The 19,587-nt window shown below is 45.7% G+C and carries 14 protein-coding genes; 2 read left to right on the top strand and 12 right to left on the bottom strand.

Annotated elements, in window-relative coordinates; genetic code table 11:
- Window positions 1-167 precede the first annotated feature (167 nt).
- The gene (locus JO154_RS04850; RefSeq protein ID WP_291942448.1) at window positions 168-551 is read left to right on the top strand and encodes a hypothetical protein; all 384 of its coding nucleotides are present in this window, start codon (window positions 168-170) and stop codon (window positions 549-551) included.
- Window positions 552-637: 86 nt separating this feature from the next.
- Here JO154_RS04850 and JO154_RS04845 read toward each other — a convergent pair whose 3' ends face one another.
- From JO154_RS04845 to JO154_RS04800, 10 genes are all read right to left on the bottom strand, one after another.
- Window positions 638-2,119: a S41 family peptidase gene (locus tag JO154_RS04845; protein WP_291942447.1), complete on the bottom strand. Its 1,482-nt coding sequence runs from the start codon at window positions 2,117-2,119 to the stop codon at window positions 638-640.
- Between the two features lie 30 nt (window positions 2,120-2,149).
- Complete coding sequence (locus tag JO154_RS04840; RefSeq protein WP_291942446.1) at window positions 2,150-3,466, bottom strand: DNA mismatch repair protein; 1,317 nt, start codon at window positions 3,464-3,466, stop codon at window positions 2,150-2,152.
- Window positions 3,467-3,476: 10 nt separating this feature from the next.
- Window positions 3,477-4,784 carry a DNA mismatch repair protein gene (locus tag JO154_RS04835; protein WP_291942444.1) on the bottom strand — a complete coding sequence of 436 codons (1,308 nt, stop codon included), beginning with the start codon at window positions 4,782-4,784 and terminating at the stop codon, window positions 3,477-3,479.
- 2 nt (window positions 4,785-4,786) lie between these two features.
- A complete protein-coding gene (locus tag JO154_RS04830) occupies window positions 4,787-7,114 on the bottom strand; it encodes a Gldg family protein (protein ID WP_291942442.1) in 2,328 nt (775 codons plus the stop codon).
- Window positions 7,115-7,123: 9 nt separating this feature from the next.
- The gene (locus JO154_RS04825; RefSeq protein ID WP_291942440.1) at window positions 7,124-8,050 is read right to left on the bottom strand and encodes an ABC transporter ATP-binding protein; all 927 of its coding nucleotides are present in this window, start codon (window positions 8,048-8,050) and stop codon (window positions 7,124-7,126) included.
- Between the two features lie 21 nt (window positions 8,051-8,071).
- A complete protein-coding gene (locus JO154_RS04820) occupies window positions 8,072-8,755 on the bottom strand; it encodes a hypothetical protein (RefSeq protein ID WP_291942439.1) in 684 nt (227 codons plus the stop codon).
- Window positions 8,756-8,828: 73 nt separating this feature from the next.
- Window positions 8,829-10,325, bottom strand: a complete 1,497-nt coding sequence (locus JO154_RS04815) for a RagB/SusD family nutrient uptake outer membrane protein (protein WP_291942437.1) — start codon at window positions 10,323-10,325, stop codon at window positions 8,829-8,831.
- A gap of 11 nt (window positions 10,326-10,336) precedes the next feature.
- Entirely contained in the window at window positions 10,337-13,699 is a 3,363-nt protein-coding gene (locus tag JO154_RS04810) for a SusC/RagA family TonB-linked outer membrane protein (RefSeq protein ID WP_291942434.1), read from the bottom strand.
- Window positions 13,700-13,924: 225 nt separating this feature from the next.
- Window positions 13,925-15,079 (bottom strand): FecR family protein, encoded by a 1,155-nt coding sequence (locus JO154_RS04805; protein WP_291942432.1) that lies wholly within the window; start codon window positions 15,077-15,079, stop codon window positions 13,925-13,927.
- A 61-nt stretch (window positions 15,080-15,140) separates the two neighbouring features.
- Window positions 15,141-15,755: an RNA polymerase sigma factor gene (locus tag JO154_RS04800; RefSeq protein ID WP_291942430.1), complete on the bottom strand. Its 615-nt coding sequence runs from the start codon at window positions 15,753-15,755 to the stop codon at window positions 15,141-15,143.
- A gap of 149 nt (window positions 15,756-15,904) precedes the next feature.
- Here JO154_RS04800 and JO154_RS04795 point away from each other — a divergent pair, with 149 nt between their 5' ends.
- Window positions 15,905-17,173, top strand: a complete 1,269-nt coding sequence (locus JO154_RS04795) for a M57 family metalloprotease (RefSeq protein ID WP_291942428.1) — start codon at window positions 15,905-15,907, stop codon at window positions 17,171-17,173.
- A 71-nt stretch (window positions 17,174-17,244) separates the two neighbouring features.
- Here JO154_RS04795 and JO154_RS04790 read toward each other — a convergent pair whose 3' ends face one another.
- Both JO154_RS04790 and JO154_RS04785 read right to left on the bottom strand, forming a co-directional pair.
- Complete coding sequence (locus JO154_RS04790) at window positions 17,245-18,045, bottom strand: AraC family transcriptional regulator (protein ID WP_291942426.1); 801 nt, start codon at window positions 18,043-18,045, stop codon at window positions 17,245-17,247.
- A gap of 81 nt (window positions 18,046-18,126) precedes the next feature.
- Window positions 18,127-19,542 (bottom strand): aldehyde dehydrogenase family protein, encoded by a 1,416-nt coding sequence (locus tag JO154_RS04785; RefSeq protein ID WP_291942424.1) that lies wholly within the window; start codon window positions 19,540-19,542, stop codon window positions 18,127-18,129.
- Window positions 19,543-19,587: the final 45 nt, after the last annotated feature.

The following is a 19,587-nucleotide window of genomic DNA, read 5'->3' as shown; positions in this document are numbered from 1 at the left end:
TAAAGCGATTTTTGGGTTAAATGTTACAGGCAGATGACCTGTTGTCTCCCAACAATATAACTATCTACTCAGCAATAATATCACAGGGGAATATTTAAATCATTACTGCTCTTATTGTTGCAGTCATACAATTTATTTTAGCAACTCATGACTTAAAACCCTACCTGATGCTAAGTAAACTATTGATGGTTGCCTTTCTTGCTGTAGCCACTTATGGAACCGATGTTAACAACAAAATACAACCGGCAACTCCTACATTCACCACTTACACATATTATCCCAGTACTAGGAACTCCACCCCTGCCGATCCCGCAGATGCAGGTTTCTTTCTAACTGGATATATACTTAACAAACCTGCCGGAACGGCTGTACTGGGCGGCGTTGGCCAAGGATCTATCCTCGCCGGCTCCATAGAATGCCGAAACAATTGGCTCATTACAAATATTGATCCTGGATGCCAAATAGGCTGTAGAACATGGTCCTATTACTACCAGCCAGACGGCATTTTCACTTCCAATAATATTTACATGATGCTATATTGTTCCAACTGAGGAACTTTCTTGCATAAATGATGGGTAATAAAAAAAGGCCATGCAGATAACTGCATGGCCTACCAAACTAAACGGGACCACTAACATTATTTTTCGTTGCTGATCAGCTCCATGGTATAACTCATCTCCGGATCCTTACCTGCCTGGATATACGAAGTAAATTTATTAATAGGCACTTGCGTATCTGGCATTACCCCATGACCCTTATCTGTAGTGGCATTGAAGAAATACAACTCAGACATCGGTACCGATAATACACTCTTCGTACGCGGCAATAAGTATTTCATAAACCAAGCTGCTGTAGTGGCTGCTTCTCCACTACCCGTTTCATGGCCTACAATCATACCTCGCTTATTCTGCTGCACCAGTGAAGCAAAATAAGTAGCTGCAGATACGGTTCCGCCACCAGTCAACACATATACCTTTCCATGAAAGGCATCTTTATCCGGCGGAAAATTCTCCAATAGGCCATCTCTCAGGCGCGCATTGCCGATATAAATACCATTACTATCTTTATCAAAGCGTTGATAGAGGAAATTCTTTTGGGTCTGAATATCTTCGTCCGACAATCTTCTACCATTATCCGCCACTGCATACTCCGGATAGGCGATACCGATAGTACGCGTACGGTAATTATACACATTACGGAAAGGCTTATCTGTCAGGAAGGAATACAGGAGTGCAGAAATAGCTGGATTACCGCCCCCATTACTACGCACATCAATGATTACCTGCTTATACTTACGTTTATTCAACTCCCGGAAGAATTCGCTAAACTCTTTATAGGCATCCGACTCATTAATCCCGAATGTATTTACGGTCAGCACCCCGGTTTTTGCATCATCATAGTAATCATTATAGATGACATAAGAACGTTGCAACTGATTGATGGGCAAGACAGCCATCCGGCTGTCGTGGAAAGCCTGCGTAGCAGCAGCATGTGGCAGTGTCGCTTTCTTTACTTCCGTACTACCTGGCGCCATATAATTCACCTGGAAACTGGTTTCATTTGGCGACAGCAGGCTGTACATCACCTGGAAATTAGGATACAGGCGGTCCATGCCACTGGTGATGTAGCCATCGCTGTATGCCGGGGCCGACAATGCCTGTAAAATATCTTTTACCGGCATACTATTGATGCTGGTTACTTCCGCACCAAATGGTATAGCTCCTCCTTTTATGTTGACAAATATCTTCCCTTTCTCTATCACTACCGGAAATGGAAAAAGGTGGATCAAACTATATAGTTCCTTCGCATTATCATTGCTTACACTGAGGTTCGTATGTACGTCTCTCACCAGGTAAATCGGAGAATATTGCAAGCAGGACACCACATCCGGCGCACTCGCCGCCTTTGCCATCAAGGAATCCGCCTTGCGCTGAAAGCTCACAGAATCCATCCATTTATAAGGATTCGGGTGTTGTTGCTTTAATATCTCTACCGCCAGTTTGAAGTCGGCGATAAAATCTTCCTTCGTCAGGTTCGCTAGTTTTTTCTCCTGAGCCCGCACCTGCGTACTACAAAGCGCCAGCAGCAGCGCGGTGCTGGAAATTATCCATCTCTTCATATGGTCTGTTTTTGAAATTTTATTACTGCATCAAGAACGTATCAGTTCCAAGATGCCTTCATTACGGATGATCATCATCCCCTGTCTATCTTCTGTGATGCCTTCCTGCAAACGGTAGGTATAACGTGGGCGCCCACCCTCCATAACAGTAGGCAGAAACGCAAATCGGATATTACTGTTGCCCCGTAATGCTTCTCCTACTTCAATGATATGTGTAGACACGATGAACAGACAATCTTGGTATTCCGCAAAAGCCGCCGTCACTGCCAGTGTACCATCATAGGCATCTTTTACGTTTGTCCCCTTAAACAATTCATCAAACATCAACAACAATCGTTTACCGCTGGCAGCCGCTTGTGCAGCCTGTTTCACGCGTACTACCTCTGCATAGAAGTGACTATAGCCCAAGTGGATATTATCCGCTACGTTGATGGAGGAACAAATCCCTTCTCTCGCAGAAAAGACCATGGAATCAGCAGCTATAGGAAAACCCATATGTGCCAGGTACATGCAAATGCCGACCGACTTCATCAAAGTGGATTTACCGGCCATATTAGCCCCAGTTAGGAACAATACATTACTGCCCTCTTGCATGTGCAGATCATTGCCGATGGCGCCTTGCAGGCATGGATGACGAAGCCCCTTCACGGTCAGCACATTTTTCCCTTTAGGCAAGGCCTGTGCATAGGAGAAGCCTTTAATTCTGGCTACATCACTAACGGCAACGTACATATCTAGTTCGTAGATAAATGCCATTACCTGTTCCATAGCGTCCTGCAAGGGGCCTTTCAACAAGTGGTCATAGAATGCGAGGGTTTTCACAGATAATGGCTGGTAGATATCTATGTTCATCAGTTTATCTACCTCCTTATCTGACAATATATTTTTGATAGCAGCTACTTTAGCAGCATACTGATCTGTAGGCGGCGTCAGGGTTTGCAGGAACAGGTAACAGCGTTTCAGTGTTACAATAGTCGCCTGTAAACCTTGTACCTTCTTCCGATAGCGCTCATCGCGCGTGAGGGAAGAAAGTCCTTTTTTAATCAGTGTATCTATTAACGTGATTGCGGTATTGCCTACTATTGCGCCATCCAGGTATTCGCGCATCATACTGAGCTGAGATACATCGAATGGAAAGGCTTGATTCGCCTGTTGGAAAGCCTGAAAAACAGCCGCCCTTTCATTGATGGCAGCAGCATCTTCCAGCGGACTACGAAATATTTCATCCAGCACTTGTTGTCCACCAGCCGTTTTGACCTGGTTGAACAGATGAAATATAGAACCGTTGCGGTATTTACCCATTAGGTTCAGTTCATCGGCTGTCTGTTTATCTATATTGAAACTCATAACTGTTCTTTTATTGTTCCAGCGCACGTTTACGCCCATTCTTCAGGATATCCAGTATTCCTTCATTACGTATGATGATCATGCCATGACGATCGTCCGTAATACCACGTTCAAGGGTATACGTATATTCAGGAGTATGTCCATTCATGCGGGTAGGCAGATAAAGGAATCCTGTACCGGGATATTGTTTCAGGTCTTCCCCTGCTTCCACGATATGGGAGGAAATGACAAACAAACTGTTTTTCTTTTCCGCAAAAGCCCCAGTAATGGCCACGGTGGCTTCATGGGCATCTTTCACATTGGTACCGCGAAACAGCTCATCAAAGATGACTAATAACGATTTCCCGGCATGCAGTTCTGCTGCAATCTTTTTCACCCGCAATACTTCTGCATAGAAGTGACTGGCGCCCATTCCCAAATTATCTGGCAGGTTGATGGTGGTGTAGATACCATCCAACACCACAAATTCCATTCGCTTGGCAGCCACCGGAAATCCCATATGCGCCAGGTATACCGCGGTGCTAAGGGAACGTAAAAAGGTGGATTTACCAGCCATATTAGCGCCTGTCAGGAAGATGACATGCTCTTGGGCATGCAGGCGTACATTATTTCCTTTGGCATTTTTTAACCCTGGATGATATACACCTTCCAGCAACAACAGATCCCCTCCTTTCTCTAAGGCTTTAGGAAATACAAATTGCTGTTCAAGCGCCACATTGGCCACGGAGATGTATACGTCGAGATGATATACATGGCGCATCAACAGGGCTATCCGACTGCGTTCACGTGTCCGAAACAGCAAGTCATAGGCGGTTACAGCGGCAAAAGATAGCTTTGCTTTGTTTTGCTCTTGGTGTACTGGATCAAATGCCGCATCGTATAACAAGGTGCTGATGGCAGTTCTCTCTGATTCAAAAGCAGCGATGCGTTTTACGGCATCCGTGTTAATAAAAGTATTTACCTGCTGTATCAGTTCTATCACTGCTGCTACACCATTGTTAATATCCTTTTCACTAAGGGCGGCGTTACGGGTAGCATTTTTCGTTTGTGCGTCTCCGTTGGCAAGGTATTTTTCTGCCATATCAAACAAAGAGGCATTGAAAGGAAAGCTCACTTTATTTTGTGCGAAGTGGGCAATGATGCTACTTCTTCTGTTGATCTCTTCCCTATCCGACAATGGTTGACGGAACATCTCGCTCAGTATGGCCTCACCACCACGGGTTCTGGTATGGTTATACAGGTCGTAGATGCCCTGCGTATCGCGCTTTCCGAAGATCCTCAGATCTTCGATAGTCTGGTCATCTGTATGTAAAATCATAATTATTTCCTTTTTCTTCTAATCAGCAATACGGTTCCCAGCAGTAATACCAGTCCTGGTAACACCCACACATATACGATTTTGAGTAAACCAGCGCCAGTAGTACCGATTGTCAACAATGTATCCTCCGGTTTGATCTTCGGCGTATAGATGGGGAATTTGCCGTAGTCGAGCCAGGAATAATAGGTCTGGCTAAGGAAAGAACCTCCCTGGCGCAGGTTACTCATGAAATCTGCATCCGCACTGATAATGATGCGTTGCTCATGCTGTTGATGTTTCCTAGAAAGGGCAACAGCGGTAGTATAACGTGGAATTTTAGTATCTCCTTCAGCCGGATTGAATACTGGCGGCACAGAGTCAGTAACTAGTGTGCCTGCTTTCAACCAAGCCATATCTGTACCTGTTTGTAATATCGGCGCTACCGTATATTCGCCACCGTTATCCCATTCCAATCCGGTTACGCCAGGCATCAGCACAGGCAAGCTATCCTCCCCTTTTTTAAATCCTTCTTTCAGCAATAACAGCACCGGTTCTCCGGATAAATCAGTAGCCTGTCTGGTGAGAAATGGTTTCACCATATGCGGCATCTCATCTTTGGACAATTCTATCAGTGTACCATCCATCATCTTTACGCCTAATTGCGACAGCAAAGGATTCAAGATCTGTTGTTTGCCAGGCTCTCCCAGGATTAATAGGTTACCGCCCTTATCGATATAACGCTTTAACTTAGCCATAGTGGTATCACTCAATGCGGTCTTAGGATCCGCCAGCACCAAGGTGGCTACATCTTCCGGGATATCCTGCGATGTGCCCAATGTATCCGCATCAAATCCTATGTTGATCAGGGAATAGCGGTTATCTTTCGACAAAGAGTGATAGTTGTATTCTCTCTCCCCTTTCTTGTAGATATCACGTTCCAGGTTGCCTGTCAGGAAGAATTCCTTCGGCATCACAGGTTGCAGCACGCGTTTGAAAGCTGCAGCCACTTGTTGTTCTTCTGGCCAGAAAGTAGCATCATCGAATGTGCGGAGGAAAGTGGTTTTACCCTTGTATTTCAACTGCATGACCAGTCGGTAGTTTTCCGGACTCAAATCAATCAGCTTGCGCACTTCAGGGCCCGGTTGAAAGAGAGTAGGACGGATCTCATACCCTTCACACATCTTTTCTGCTATTTCCTTATAACTCTTTCTGCCCCAGTTAATAAACAGCGTGCTATCATGGTCTGGTACGTCGTAATAGTAAACGTAATTAAATTTGATATCTGACTTAAATCGGAGGTATGGCTCCCAAAGATTCCAGAGATAATCGTTACGATTTTCTGGGAGTCCGCGTGCTACGCCGGCTCCAAAGAGATTGCAATACAAAGTTATTTCCAGCGGTGCGTCCTTCATTTCTTTGATCACTTGCTGGGTATTAGGATGCAAGGTATTCTTGTTGGTAGCGGTAGTATCCCAATAGCCGATATATCCTGGCTGAGAGCTGAAATAGCCTAATACCAAAACGGAAGCGCCTACGAGTATATATCTGCCGGCTTTCACATACCAAGGCTTGGATTCGCGGCCAGCCTTCAGTTTGATCAAGGTAAAGCCTACGAACATATACACGATCAGGATGAAATAGATCAGGTCTTTGGTAGTGATGAGCCCGCGTAGCATCTTGGAGGTACGGCCGGAGAGCGACAAGAAATAAGTCAAGTCCCTTACCAGGTCATACTTCTGCCATAAGCCACCAATGCGGCTCAGCACAAAGATGATGATGAAGCTACCAATGGCAGATACGATTTGGTAGGTAGTCAGACTGGACATAAACAACCCGATGGCGGTATAGGCACATACGAGGAGATAAAAGCCCAATAGCGCAGACAGTAGTACCCCATGGTCCGCATGACGAATATTGAGCATTCCCGTTACAATGAAAACGCCCACAATACCCACCAACAGCATGTTATAAATCATCACTGCCAGGTATTTCCCCAATACGATCTCCCGTATTTTCACCGGCGATGAATAGAGCAATTTGATGGTGCCATTGTTGATCTCCCGACTGATTAAACCCATGGTGAGCAAGGGTACGAACAGGTAAAGGTTCTGGAGCACATTCATAAAAATGCCATCTGGCGCCAGGAAAATACTTGCGGTCATGGCCATGCCGAAGTCTTTGAACTTAGGCGTATTTTGTATCAGCACTTCCTGCCATTTGGCTACAGGATATAATGCGGACGTATAGTACACCCCACATTGCACCATAAAGGCAATCGTTAGAAACCATGCTACCGGAGAATAGAAGAGGTTGCGCAATTCTGTTCTCGCGATTTTGAATATCATCTTCATGTAGGAATATTATTGGAGAGATTGAATAGATAGTTGCTTGAAAATATCGTCCAGCAGGCCTTTGTCGAGGTTAATCTCCCGCAGCCTCCATCCTTGCTGTACACTGGCTGTAATGATTCTTTCGGTGATATCTTGATCGCCATCGAAGTAGATACGAATCTGTCGGTCGCTGAGGAACTCCACTTTTGTGGCGCCTGGAATCTTCATCAGTTCTGTGACGGAAGGCGGATTTTCCATACGCACCAGCACACTGTGTGGCTGTACGTAGTTATTAAAGGCATCCATGGTATCTGAAAAGATTACCCTGCCGCCCTCAATCATCACCACTTCCCGGCATAAGAGATGTACTTCGTTGAGTATATGGGAAGACAACAGTACGGTATGATCCTGGCCTATTTCGCGGATAAGTTTCCTCGCCTCTATCAATTGGTTAGGATCCAGACCGTTGGTAGGTTCGTCCATTACAACGAGGCGGGGCTTATGGATAATCGCCTGTGCAATGCCTACACGCTGCCGGTAACCACCAGAGAGGTTTCGGATAAGTCTGGAGCTGAAATGCCCGATACCACAGCGTTCTTTGGCTTCTTCCACCGCTTTTTTAATGACACCCTTTTCCATTTTGCGTAGTTGCGCGCAATAGGTGAGGTATTCATCCACCGTGAGATCTGTGTATACCGGAGGGTTCTGCGGTAGAAAGCCGATTTCTTTTTTGGCCTCTTCCGGCTGATCCCGCATACTGATACCGTTGATAATTACATTCCCCTCCGTCTGGTTCAGTACTCCGCAGAGGATATTCATGGTGGTGGACTTGCCGGCTCCATTAGAGCCCAGCAAGCCTACTACCCCTGTTTCTGTAATTTCCAGGTTAATATCCCGTATTGCCCATGCACTGCTATAGCGATGCGAGAGCTTTTCAATTTTCAGTATAGTACTCATGACTATTGTTCAAATGTTCTGTTAATATGTTACCACCCTCACTTGCTGCTGTTGCGATCCTGTACCTCCTGGTGTACCTATCAGTACCAGAGCTTTGCTCCGAGATAACCAAGGATGCGGTACCACAGACGGTCCGGGGTAGTGTATTCCTGTAGCCGTAAAAGTAGTTATCACCGCATCCGAGGCAGCATCTCTAAACTCAAACACATAGTCATCATTGGAGGCATTCACAGGATAGGTTATGAAGTTGGACATTGTCTTATAGGCTATACTGGCAGCTTCCGGGGTGCTCTTACCTTTCAGCACTACTTTCACCGGCTGGCTGCCCGGCGACAGGTTAATGAACCGAATAGTGGTGGTACTGTCGCCCAGCGGATGATACGGCAAATGTTCTTCTACGAACATCGTATCTGGTTGTGTCACTGTACCAGTGAGGTACAGGGTATGTATGGAACCTGCCGGCAATGACAGGTTCAATTTCAACAAGGGTTGATCTTTAGCTGTCGTATCTGGGTAATTATAGATCCACAATGGCTGTTCACCGCTATAGGAGCTATAATGACGCGTCGGCATGTTGATATCAGCGTATTGCAGGTATAGGATACGGTAATAATCGTAAGGTGTACCACCCTTGAAATTCGGGGCCAGCAACTCACTGCCTACCATCGCATTCATTATGTTCAGCGAAGCAGCATCCTTAGGCATTACTGTCGATTTTCCACAAGACATCAGTAGGATGGCTAACAGGCATGTATATATGAAATATTGTTTTTTCATCTTAGTAACCAGTATTTTGGATGAGATAATGGTTGGCGGAAATTTCAGGTACCGGTAATGGATATACGGCCTGATAATCTCCCTGCCATGGCTGTTTCAGTGGCAGTACGGACAATACGGCATGCATTTGTTTTGTACGTTTCAAATCAAACCAGCGATGCCCCCATTCTCCGAATAGTTCCGTTCTTCGTTCTTTAGCAACCGCTGCCAGTGCTTGTTCTTTGTTAAGTCCAGCCGACAATGCCGGTAATCCTGCCCTGTTGCGGATCATATTGAGATCAGCAATAGCCGTCCCAATACCTCCAGCAGCGCCATTGGCCGCAGCTTCCGCGCGAATGAGATACATTTCTGCCAAACGCAGTACCAGGTAATAGGCTTGCGGTGGCATACCTGGAGTGCCGTTAGCTTTACCGATTTTGTATTTTCCAGGATAATAGGTCATTCCTGGTGAAGTACCCGTACCAGCGGAATTGTCCGTGCTGTCTGTCCAGTTGGGGAGACGCTGGTCCCCGGGCTCGAAGGTGGCCAATAAGCCAGGCGTGAGGCAAAATGACGCGATGCCCGTTTTCAGTATATTCGGCTGCATGATAAAACCTTCCGGGGTGGCATCTTTGATGGAGAAATCCGTGAGTGTCTGCTGTAATTGCCAGATGGCTTCCCTACTACTTTTGCGGAATACGTTATTTAAATCGCTCTCCAGCGTATAGTCGGCACCGTTATTTATTACCTGTGTAGCCGTCGCCGCTGCATTGGTATAATCTCCCATATACAGGTATACCCTGGCCAACATAGCGAGTGCGGCATATTTATTCGGCCTGGTGCGCTCTCCTGTAGAAGTAGGATAAGAGGCTGGCATGGATGCAGCCGCATCTTTCAGATCCTGTAGCATCTGCTGGTACACTTGATCCTGTGGTGCGCGCGGCAAGCGAGATGTCTGGTTAAAATCAATCGATAATGCCAGTGGTACATCTCCAAAAAAGTTCACCAGGTAGAAATAACTAAACGCACGTACGAACTTTGCTTCTCCTGTCAATGCCTTGCGCACACTATCTTTTAGCGCGGTAGCCTTAGAAGCCGCAATACCCTCAATGATAGAATTCGTGCCATAAATAGCATCATAAGCGGAATACCATATCTCCCAAGGGTGGCCACTGTTAAGGATCGTTAGGTTATTGGTATTTACGCCGTAGTAAGATTGTTCTGCCGTACCGCGGTAGTTATACAATTCATCGGAAGACAATCCTCCCAAGATGGTGGAAAGGCCGGCAGCAAAGCTACGCTCTCCTATGGTGCTAACTGATAAGAAATCGGAGCCATTGATCAGTTTACTATAAACACCTGCCATGGCGCTATTGGCCTGTTTTTCACTACTGAATACCTGACCGGTGGAAATAGTATTGATCGGATCCGGTATTGTCACCAGCTTCTTGCAGGCGCACAACATTCCCAGCAGTACTAAGCTGGAAGTGATTACAATATTTCGCTGAAGTCTCTGCATAGCCATTGGATTTAGAAGTTAAAGGATAAGCCACCGGTAATAGTTCTGGAAGGCGGAACACTAGAGAGGTCCTGTATTTCCGGGTCCATACCTGGATAGTTGGTGATCGTGAAAATATTCTGTGCCCTGATGAAAGCGCGACAGGCGGTCATATGCATTTTCTTCAGTAAACTTTCTGGCAGGCCATAACTTAAGGCCAGCGTGCGCAGTCGCAGATAAGAAGCATTGATATACTCCGCATCGGAAAAACTGACGGAGGTACCAGTATTGGTGGAATAACCTGGGTACGACGCAATATCGCCTGGCTTCTGCCAATGGTCGTGCAGCGCTGCTACAGGCAGGTTACTTAACGCACCCGGTATGATCATGTATGGATTTTCTCCCAACTGACGTTTGTAATCGAAGAACAGATCCAGGTTCCATCCTTTATAGGTCAGAGAAGTACCCACACCGCCATAATATTTAGGATTCAGGTCTTTAATGATATAACGGTCATCATTTCCTGTACCGGCAGGTACATTCGTATTGTAGATAATCTGCCCGTCTTTATTATGGTCTACAAAGCTGTACCTACCTGTTTGCGGGTCTATACCCAGGTAATGCAACAGGTACACAGCGCTAAGCGACTGCCCTACTCTATAGGTAGTATAGTACGGCGATTCTTCAATTCCCGGATAGGATACGAGGCGATTCCTGTTGGCGGAGATATTGAAAGTCATCGTCCATCTGAAATCTTTTTTCTCCAGCAGCGTGGCGCGTATATCTCCTTCCCAACCGGCATTCTCTATCACTGCATTCCAGTTACCCACGATGGAGGGAAAGCCGGTATATCTCGGTGTAGGGATACCCGTTACCTGATCGCCGGAGCGGTTCATGTAGTAAGCACCTTCCAGGTTGATACGATCTTGCAGTAAGCTGATGCTGAGTGCCGCTTCATACTTCTTATTCGATTCCCAGTGATATTGCTGGTTTACGGCGTGTATAGGTACCACTGGCTGTAAGCCATCATACTGATTCAATGGGTTACCGGAAAGCTTGGTAGACCACTGCGACAAATATTGATAATCGCCAATAGAACCATCGCTGCCCGTAATACCATAGCTGGTACGGAGTTTCATGAAGCTCACCCATTTAGGTAACAGGCTTTTCATCCAAGGTTCTTCGGAGGCATTCCATGCCATACCCACAGAACCGAAGTTGCCATACTGACTGCCGGCAGCAAAGCGGGAAGATCCGTCTCTTCTGGCATTCAGGTTAATGATATATTTATTGTTCCAGTTATAATTGATACGTCCGAACAGACCGGCATATTTATAACGGGCATAGCTTTCTGTCGTTTGTTGGATCAATGCATTGTTAATGCTACTGAGCAGATTATCATCTGAATAGCCTAAACCGAAGGTGTTTATGCCATCTGTGATAGTGGATTGCAGCGAACCGCCGAATTGCACTTTCAGATCTCCTTTTCCGATATATCGACTATACGCGATCTGTGGTTCTATGATCCAGTTCGTATTTTTCGTATTCCCGAAAGTGGCGGATCCCATCGGATTAGTCAGTGGATTCTGGGAAGCGATAGGTATGAACAAATTACTGGAACCATTCATACTCGTATAGCCGGCAGAGGTAGATACTGTCAGCCCTTTCAGCAGCTCATAGCTAATAGCAAGGTTACTGCTGAATTGATTCGTTTCCATAATATTATTCCTCAACAGGTAACCGAAAGGAAAGTCATTTCCGCTTGCGCTGTAATTCCATCCCTCCCAGTTCAACTCGCCTTTGCTGTTATAGATAGGTGGCGCATTTGGTGGCAATAGGAAAATACTGGGCATTGAATTGATGGCATCCACATGGGTATAGGAAAACATGGTTCCCAGGTTCACCATTAGTTTCTGGTTTAAACTACGATGGCCGATGTTAGCGCCCAGGGTAGCCTGCTGACTCGCGCCCGTTTTGGTCAATACATCCATCTGCTTGCCATAGTTACCACTGATGCGGAAAGTATTATGTGCATCCCCACCAGATAAACTTGTATTGATAACCGTTTGCTTACCAGTTCCCAGTACCTCCTTCTGCCAATCGGTATACCGGGTAGAATCCCAGAGCACGAGATCAGGAGCAGTAGCCAGACTTGGGGTAATACCATCGTTCTTAAATGCTTCCCGGCGCATTTGCAGGTATTCCTGTGTATTCAGCATGCGCGGGCGATGTGGTACATCGATATAACCCTGATTGATATCCAGGGAGAAATTGGTTTTACCTGGTTTACCTTTTTTAGTAGTGATCAGGATCACGCCATTCGCAGCGCGGGAGCCGTAGATAGCCGTAGCATCCGCATCTTTCAACACTTCAATACTCTCAATATCGCGAGGGTTCATACTAAACAGTGGGCTTTGGCCGCCAGTAGCAGAAAAGCCGCCTTGTACGAATCCGGAGGAAATACCATTATTGCGCCAAGAGCCAGGAAGATCCAACACCGTCATAGGTACGCCATCTATCACATAGAGGGGATCGCCCAGGAAGTCTTTGCCCAATGAATTACGGCCTCTGATTTCCACTTTTACAGGGGCATTGGCATAACCGCTGGTTTGTGTAATCAGGAGTCCTGGAGCCCGCCCTTGGAGCGCCAGTAGTGGGTTGAGCACTGGCTGTCTCTCGATATCCTTGGCAGTAACCTTTGTGATATTACCGGTAGCCAAACGCTTGCTGGTGACGCCATAGGCCTGTACCACCGTCTGATCCAGTTCGCTGGTAGCCGGCGGGAGTTTCACAACGAACTGTGCTCTCAATCGAGATACAAGTACAGATACCTTCTGGAAACCGATGGAAGAGAAAGTCAGGATATCGTTTTCCTCCACATTCTTCAGGGTAAATAATCCCTTCTCATTGGTTTGTGTTCCTTTGTTAGTACCTGATACCACCACATTCACACCAATTAATGGGGTACCATTTTTTTCGTCAGATACTACACCCGAGACTTCGCGCGTGGGCGCGTTGTCTTCGGGCATAGCCTTCTGCGGACTATCCGATTTCCGGAACAGCACAATCGTGGTACCCACGATATTGTACTTCACCGGCATTCCCGAGAAGATAGTCTTCAGGAAAGCTTCTAATGGCTGGTTTTTGGCATTTACTGAAACGGATACAGATACATCAATTAAATCCGGATTGAATATCACGACATAGTTGACCTGCTTTTTGATTTCTGTAAACACCTGTTGCAGCGTAGCTTTTTTACTGCTGTAGGTGATAGTTTGTGCCGCTGTCGCCAGGGAAATAGAGAGACAGCCTACCATCAGCAGCACAACGGTCAACCTGCGGAATAGGTTACGCTGTTCAGTGGACCGTTTGCGAATACTTGATGTTGGAATCATAATAATTCTGGTTGATTAAAATAATTGGTTTCAGTATGGGTATAGCTTTCCCAATAGCTTCACAGCTTTTATCCGAATCGCTTGTAATCAGATGATTGGAATAGCAGGTATAGCCCCTGTTATGATCTTTTTTAGCATGGCTCCGCCATGTGCTTCACAGCTTTTCTACCGGACATTTTCCATATGTCCAAAAATTCAAGTTTAGTTGGTTTATAGCATGAACGGTTATGGCATAATAACCAGTTTCCTACCGTCGATTTTGTAATGAACCCCCATGGTGCTCAGCACTGTCAGGGCTTGGTTCAGGTCAAGGTCTCGTTTAATTTCGCCACTGAAAAGGATACTTGGTACATTCTTTTCATACACCACATCTACGTCGTACCAGCGAGAAAGCTGCCGGAGTACGATATCTACAGGCGTACGATCAAAGCGGAACAAACCTTCTTTCCAGGCAACCACCATTTCTATATCTACATTACTGTTCACATTCAATTGATCATGGCTGATAACGCCCTGTTGTCCGGGCTGCAGCACGTTGGAAGCTTTGTCATGGATCATCCTGACACTCCCTTGTATTAATGTGGTACGAATAGTTGGTTCGTCCGTATATGCATTCACGTTAAAGGCTGTACCTAGTACTTCCACGGTGGTTTTATCATTGATGGTGACCATAAATGGATGGTTGGCGGCCTGTTTCACATCAAAGTAAACTTCACCGGTCATTTTCACCTCTCTGAATTTCCCATTGAAGGCCGTCGGGAAAGTGATACTGGATTCGGCGTTCAGCCATACCGCAGTACCATCTGGCAGCATCAATCTGTATTGGCCGCCTTTAGGTGTTGATAAGGTATGCAGTTCTACATTTCCTGCTTTCCCTTTATAGTCCAGTTCACCTTTATTATTATCTACTTCCAGGCCTTGATGCTGCACAATATTACCATAGGCACTGTCGAGCTGAATTTGTTTCCCATCTGCCAAAGTTAGATAGGCATGGTTTCCTGGTTTAACAGACTTGGTAATATTCACCGCCATAGGCGTCACTTTCTTAGGATGACGTATTATCAGCGTAGCCGTAGTAGCCAGTAGCAATATCGCAGCAGCAGCGGCATATGGCAGCCATCTGCGACGTATAGGCATTACCGGGGCAGCCGTGCTGTCTAGCAATCGGTGGAGAATACGGTTACCAGCGGCTGGCGTCAGGGCAGGTTGCTCTTCAAAAGCGCGTTGGTAATTTTTCTCCAGCACCTGTTCCACCTCCGGATTGTTTTCAGCAGGATTTTCCTTCAGCCATGCAAACAAAGCTTCGCTTTCGGTCTCCGTAATGGTACCGTCCAGGAACTTTTGAAGCAGGTCTTTAACAGGAAAATTATTTGGCTCCATAATAATAAGACTAACGAATAAATCAAATGGGTGGATGAATCGAAAAAAAATCTGAAATTTTTTATTTCAGGGATACCAATAGTACCAATAAGGAGATGCTACCATGCTCCAGGAGGTAGTCCCGGATGGACTTTACGGCCAGTGACAGGTGCTGTTTAAATGTATTACGGGAAATATTCATCTGTGCAGCCGCTTCCTCATAGCTCATGCCCTGTTGGCGACAAAGGATAAACGCCTCCCGACGTTGGGGCGGCAGGCTGTCGATCGCTTTTTGCAGTAGTTCTTCGTATTGTTTGGCTTCCACCGCATTCATGAGCGACTGGTCGTTCATGCCCGTAGAAAGGCGATGCATGATTTCATCGCGAATAGTATCGTATAGGGAGATGCGGTTCAGTTGTGTAAGGGCGGTATTCCGGGCTAGGCGGTAAAGATAGGCATCAAAGGATTTTTTAATATCCAACTGAGACCTTACTTCCCATATTTTAAGGAATACATCATGTACCAGGTCCTCCGTGAAAGCCGGGTTCTTGGTAAATTTCAGCAAATAGTTATAGATCCCGCCGTGATATTGCTGGTATATCGTTGTAAATGCCTCCCGGTTGCCGAGGGCTAGTTGTTGCAGTAAGTCCTGGTCGTTCATTAATATAGTACCATCAGCTCCCATTTCCTGATGCAACGGTAAATTTAATATTAATTGGGAGAAATTATAGTGGGGAGAGGGATGAGTGGGGACTGTCTTATTCTTGCACTCCCCCATCCTAATTTCGCTGCAACAATAACTTTCATCCATCCTTAAACCTTATTTATCGACCCAAACCCAAGCAAATGAAATTACGTCCCCTATTCTGTATAATTATACTATTGACCTTACTGATAGGCCAATCTTGCCAAAAAGATAATCAAATAGCTAAAACACCGGAAAAAGTTTCCCAGGAGGACTTAGCCAGCGTTAAGAGACTGGGCTTTAGTACACATGAGGTTAAACGTGTTGCAGGTGGCTATATAGTGGAAGGCGATATCTTCCTCTCTGATCTGGACCTGAAGAAAGCCAAAACCAATTCACCAGCTTTACTGATCGCCAAGACAGAGCAGTACATGACGCAAAATCTGGTAAGAAGTCTGCCACGCACTATCACGATCTCTATATCTGGTCTGCCTGCGGCATATACCACTGCTACAGATGCCGCCATCGCTCGATATAATGCATTAGGACTCATGTTAACCTTGCAGCGCGTATCCAGTGGCGCTGATATTGCCATCCAGTATGCCAGTCTGGGTGCAAATAGTTGGGGACAATCAGGATTTCCGGACGCAAATGGTAATCCATATAACCTGATTTATCTTAACTCTGACGCCAATGCGATGGGTGCAAATCCGGACCAGGGTTTCCTGACCTCCGTGATCGCGCATGAACTAGGACATGCTATTGGTTTCAGGCATACAGATTACTTCAATCGTGCCTATAGTTGCAATTGGGTGGATCCAGTTAACAACAACGAAGGTGCTGGCAGTATTGGTGCAATTGCTATACCTGGTACGCCCACCACAGAGGACCCTAATAGCTGGATGCTGGCCTGCATAGGCACAACAACAAACCGGCCATTCAACGCGAATGATGTCACCGCCATCAAATTTCTGTATAGCGCTGGTAATGGAACAAATCCCATCCCTAACGGCAACTATAAAATAACCAGTGCATCATCCGGAAAGGTGATAGATGTACCCGCGTCTTCTACAAGTGATGGCGCTCTCATCCAACAGTGGGTCTGGGGTTGGGGTACCAATCAACAATGGACATTCACCTATCTGAACAACGGATTCTATCGCATCACAAGTGTAAATAGTGGTAAAGCATTGGCTGATCCCGGCTTCTCTACAGCCAATGGACAACAAATGATACAGTACACATGGCAGGAAACCTATGACCAGGAATGGCAGGTAACGGCCAATACGGATGGTACCTATACTATTAAAAACAGATACAGTCAGAAAGTGTTGGATGTTAATGGAGGCTCAACAGCTAATGGCGCCGCTATCATCCAGTATGACGATCATAATGGCGCTAACCAACACTGGTATATCCAGACTTTCTAATTAATGTAATACCTCTTTGGAAAAAGTTATTGTTGTTAATCCCTGGAAGCACTTCCAGGGATTTTCTTCGTTTACCGCTTCAACAACTCCGTAGGCGCTTGCCCGTATTGTTTTTTAAACGCAAATGAAAAATGCGACAAATCCTCAAACCCAAGATCCAAATAAATATCATTCGGGCGTTGATGCTTTTGCGTGATAAGGAAATAAGCTTCCTGCAACCGCCGATGCTGCAACCAGTTACGTGGGGAAGTTTGAAAGATCTTTTGAAAATCCCGCTTAAACGTAGCCAGACTGCGCCCCGTCAGATAGGCGAAGCGATCCAGATTTACATTGAAGTGGAAATTTTTCTGCATGAACTCTTCGAGGTTCATTTTGTACGGGTCTGAAAAATCAAACAATACTCGCTTCAGGTTTTTATCATAAGCAAACAACAACATGAGCACTTCCTGTTGCTTTAGTTGTAACAGTTCAGGGGCTTTATTCTCCAGTAACTCCTTATACTGCAATAATGACTCCATGAAATACCGCAGATGCTGCGCACCAGGTAATGCTATAAACGCAGCAGTATGCAATTTCTCCTCTGAATGAAATGCCTCCTGCTTACTCAGTTGCTGCAGCAATGCGTCATCCAACCTGATAGATATCGATTTGAACTCTTCTTGTGCCGTTCCTTTTTTTATGTACTTCAGCAACTGGTTTTTCCTCACCAGCACCAAATCTCCCGGCACCAACACCTGCCGCTCCGTACCATCATTCAATTCCATCTCTCCCGAAAGAATCATCAACAGGTTGTGATGGCTCACAAACTGCTCACCCTCCCGATAGGTAGCGTGATAACAAGCATAATTGATATAGTTAGTATCGGTAGACATATGACGCTCTATCTCTATTTAAACCCTGTCCGCTACGCATGCCGACAGGGTTCGTAAATATAAAACTTATTACATTGCAAATTAAAGGAGGATGGATTTAGGCTCCAAGTACTCTTCCAGTCCGTATGCACCAAACTCGCGTCCAAGGCCCGATTGCTTAAAACCACCAAACGGCGCCAAAGGATCATGTTTAAATCCATTCACACATACCCTGCCTGCATCAATTTGTGAAGCCACTCTCAGCGCACGACGCTCATCCGAAGAAGTGATATAAGCTGCCAGTCCATAAGTGGTATCATTGGCGATGCTAATAGCGTCCTCCTCATTTTCGTAAGGGATAATCGATAACACCGGCCCGAAAATTTCTTCCCGCGCAATGCGCATATCATTGCTAACATTTGTAAATATGGTGGCTTTAACGAAATTGCCATCTTCTAGTCCTGCTGGTTTGCCGAGGCCACCAGCCAGCAAAGTAGCTCCTTCTTGCAAACCAATCTGGATATAACTTTGCACACGTTCAAACTGTTTGTTGGATACCATTGGGCCTACATTCGTAGCTGCATTCGTAGGGTTACCTACTACTACTTGTTCCACAGCCGCCTTGGCGAGCTGGTTTACCTGCGCTAGCTTGGCTTTTGGTACCAGCAAACGGGTAGGCGCCACACATGCCTGTCCGCTGTTCATATAAGCGCCAAATACCGCCATGGGAATAGCCTTTTCAAAATCAGCATCATCCAAAATAATATTGGGCGATTTGCCCCCTAATTCCAAGGTCACCCGTTTTACGGTGTCTACGGCTGATTTAGCAATCAGCTTGCCGGTAACAGTAGAACCGGTAAAGGATATTTTAGCAATATCTGGATGATTGGTAATGGCGGTCCCTACTATATTTCCCAGGCCGTTTACCACATTAAACAAGCCTTTAGGTAAACCTGCTTCATGAAAACATTCCACTAATAATTGCGTCTGTAAAGCACTCATCTCACTAGGCTTCACCACCACTGTACAACCTGCTGCGATGGCCGTTCCTACCTTGCCACAGATAAAGCTATTGCTGGCATTCCAAGGGGTAATAATGCCCACCACTCCTACTGGCGTCAACTGCACCAAAGTATTACCTGCTTTACGCTGAAATTCAAACGCCTCCAATGTCTCGATCATATTACCAAAAGAGGCGATGGCAAATTGTGTACTCATGGTACAAAACTGACGGGTACCTCCATATTCCTGGATCATCACTTCTACCAGCTCCTTTTCTCTTTTACTAACAGCATCCTGTAAATTCTTTAGCAACTGAATACGCGCCGCTATACTGGATTTGGAAAATGAGGCAAAGGCTTCCTTCGCAGCCGCTACTGCCTGCTGTACATCTATTTCATCACCCAAAGTCACCACACCAATTTGTTCGTGATTGGTAGGACTAATCAAATTAAATGTTTCTGTGCCGTGGAGTGTTACAAACGCTCCGTTGATGTAACCTTTATTTATACTTTTCATATGCTTTGTTTTTACAGTACAAATTTCCGGTTAGATCTCCACTTT

The sequence above is a fragment of the Chitinophaga sp. genome, from assembly GCF_019236475.1.
GTDB lineage: Bacteria > Bacteroidota > Bacteroidia > Chitinophagales > Chitinophagaceae > Chitinophaga.
Note: the sequence above shows the minus strand (reverse complement) of the source record. Positions and strands in the feature narration are given on the sequence as shown.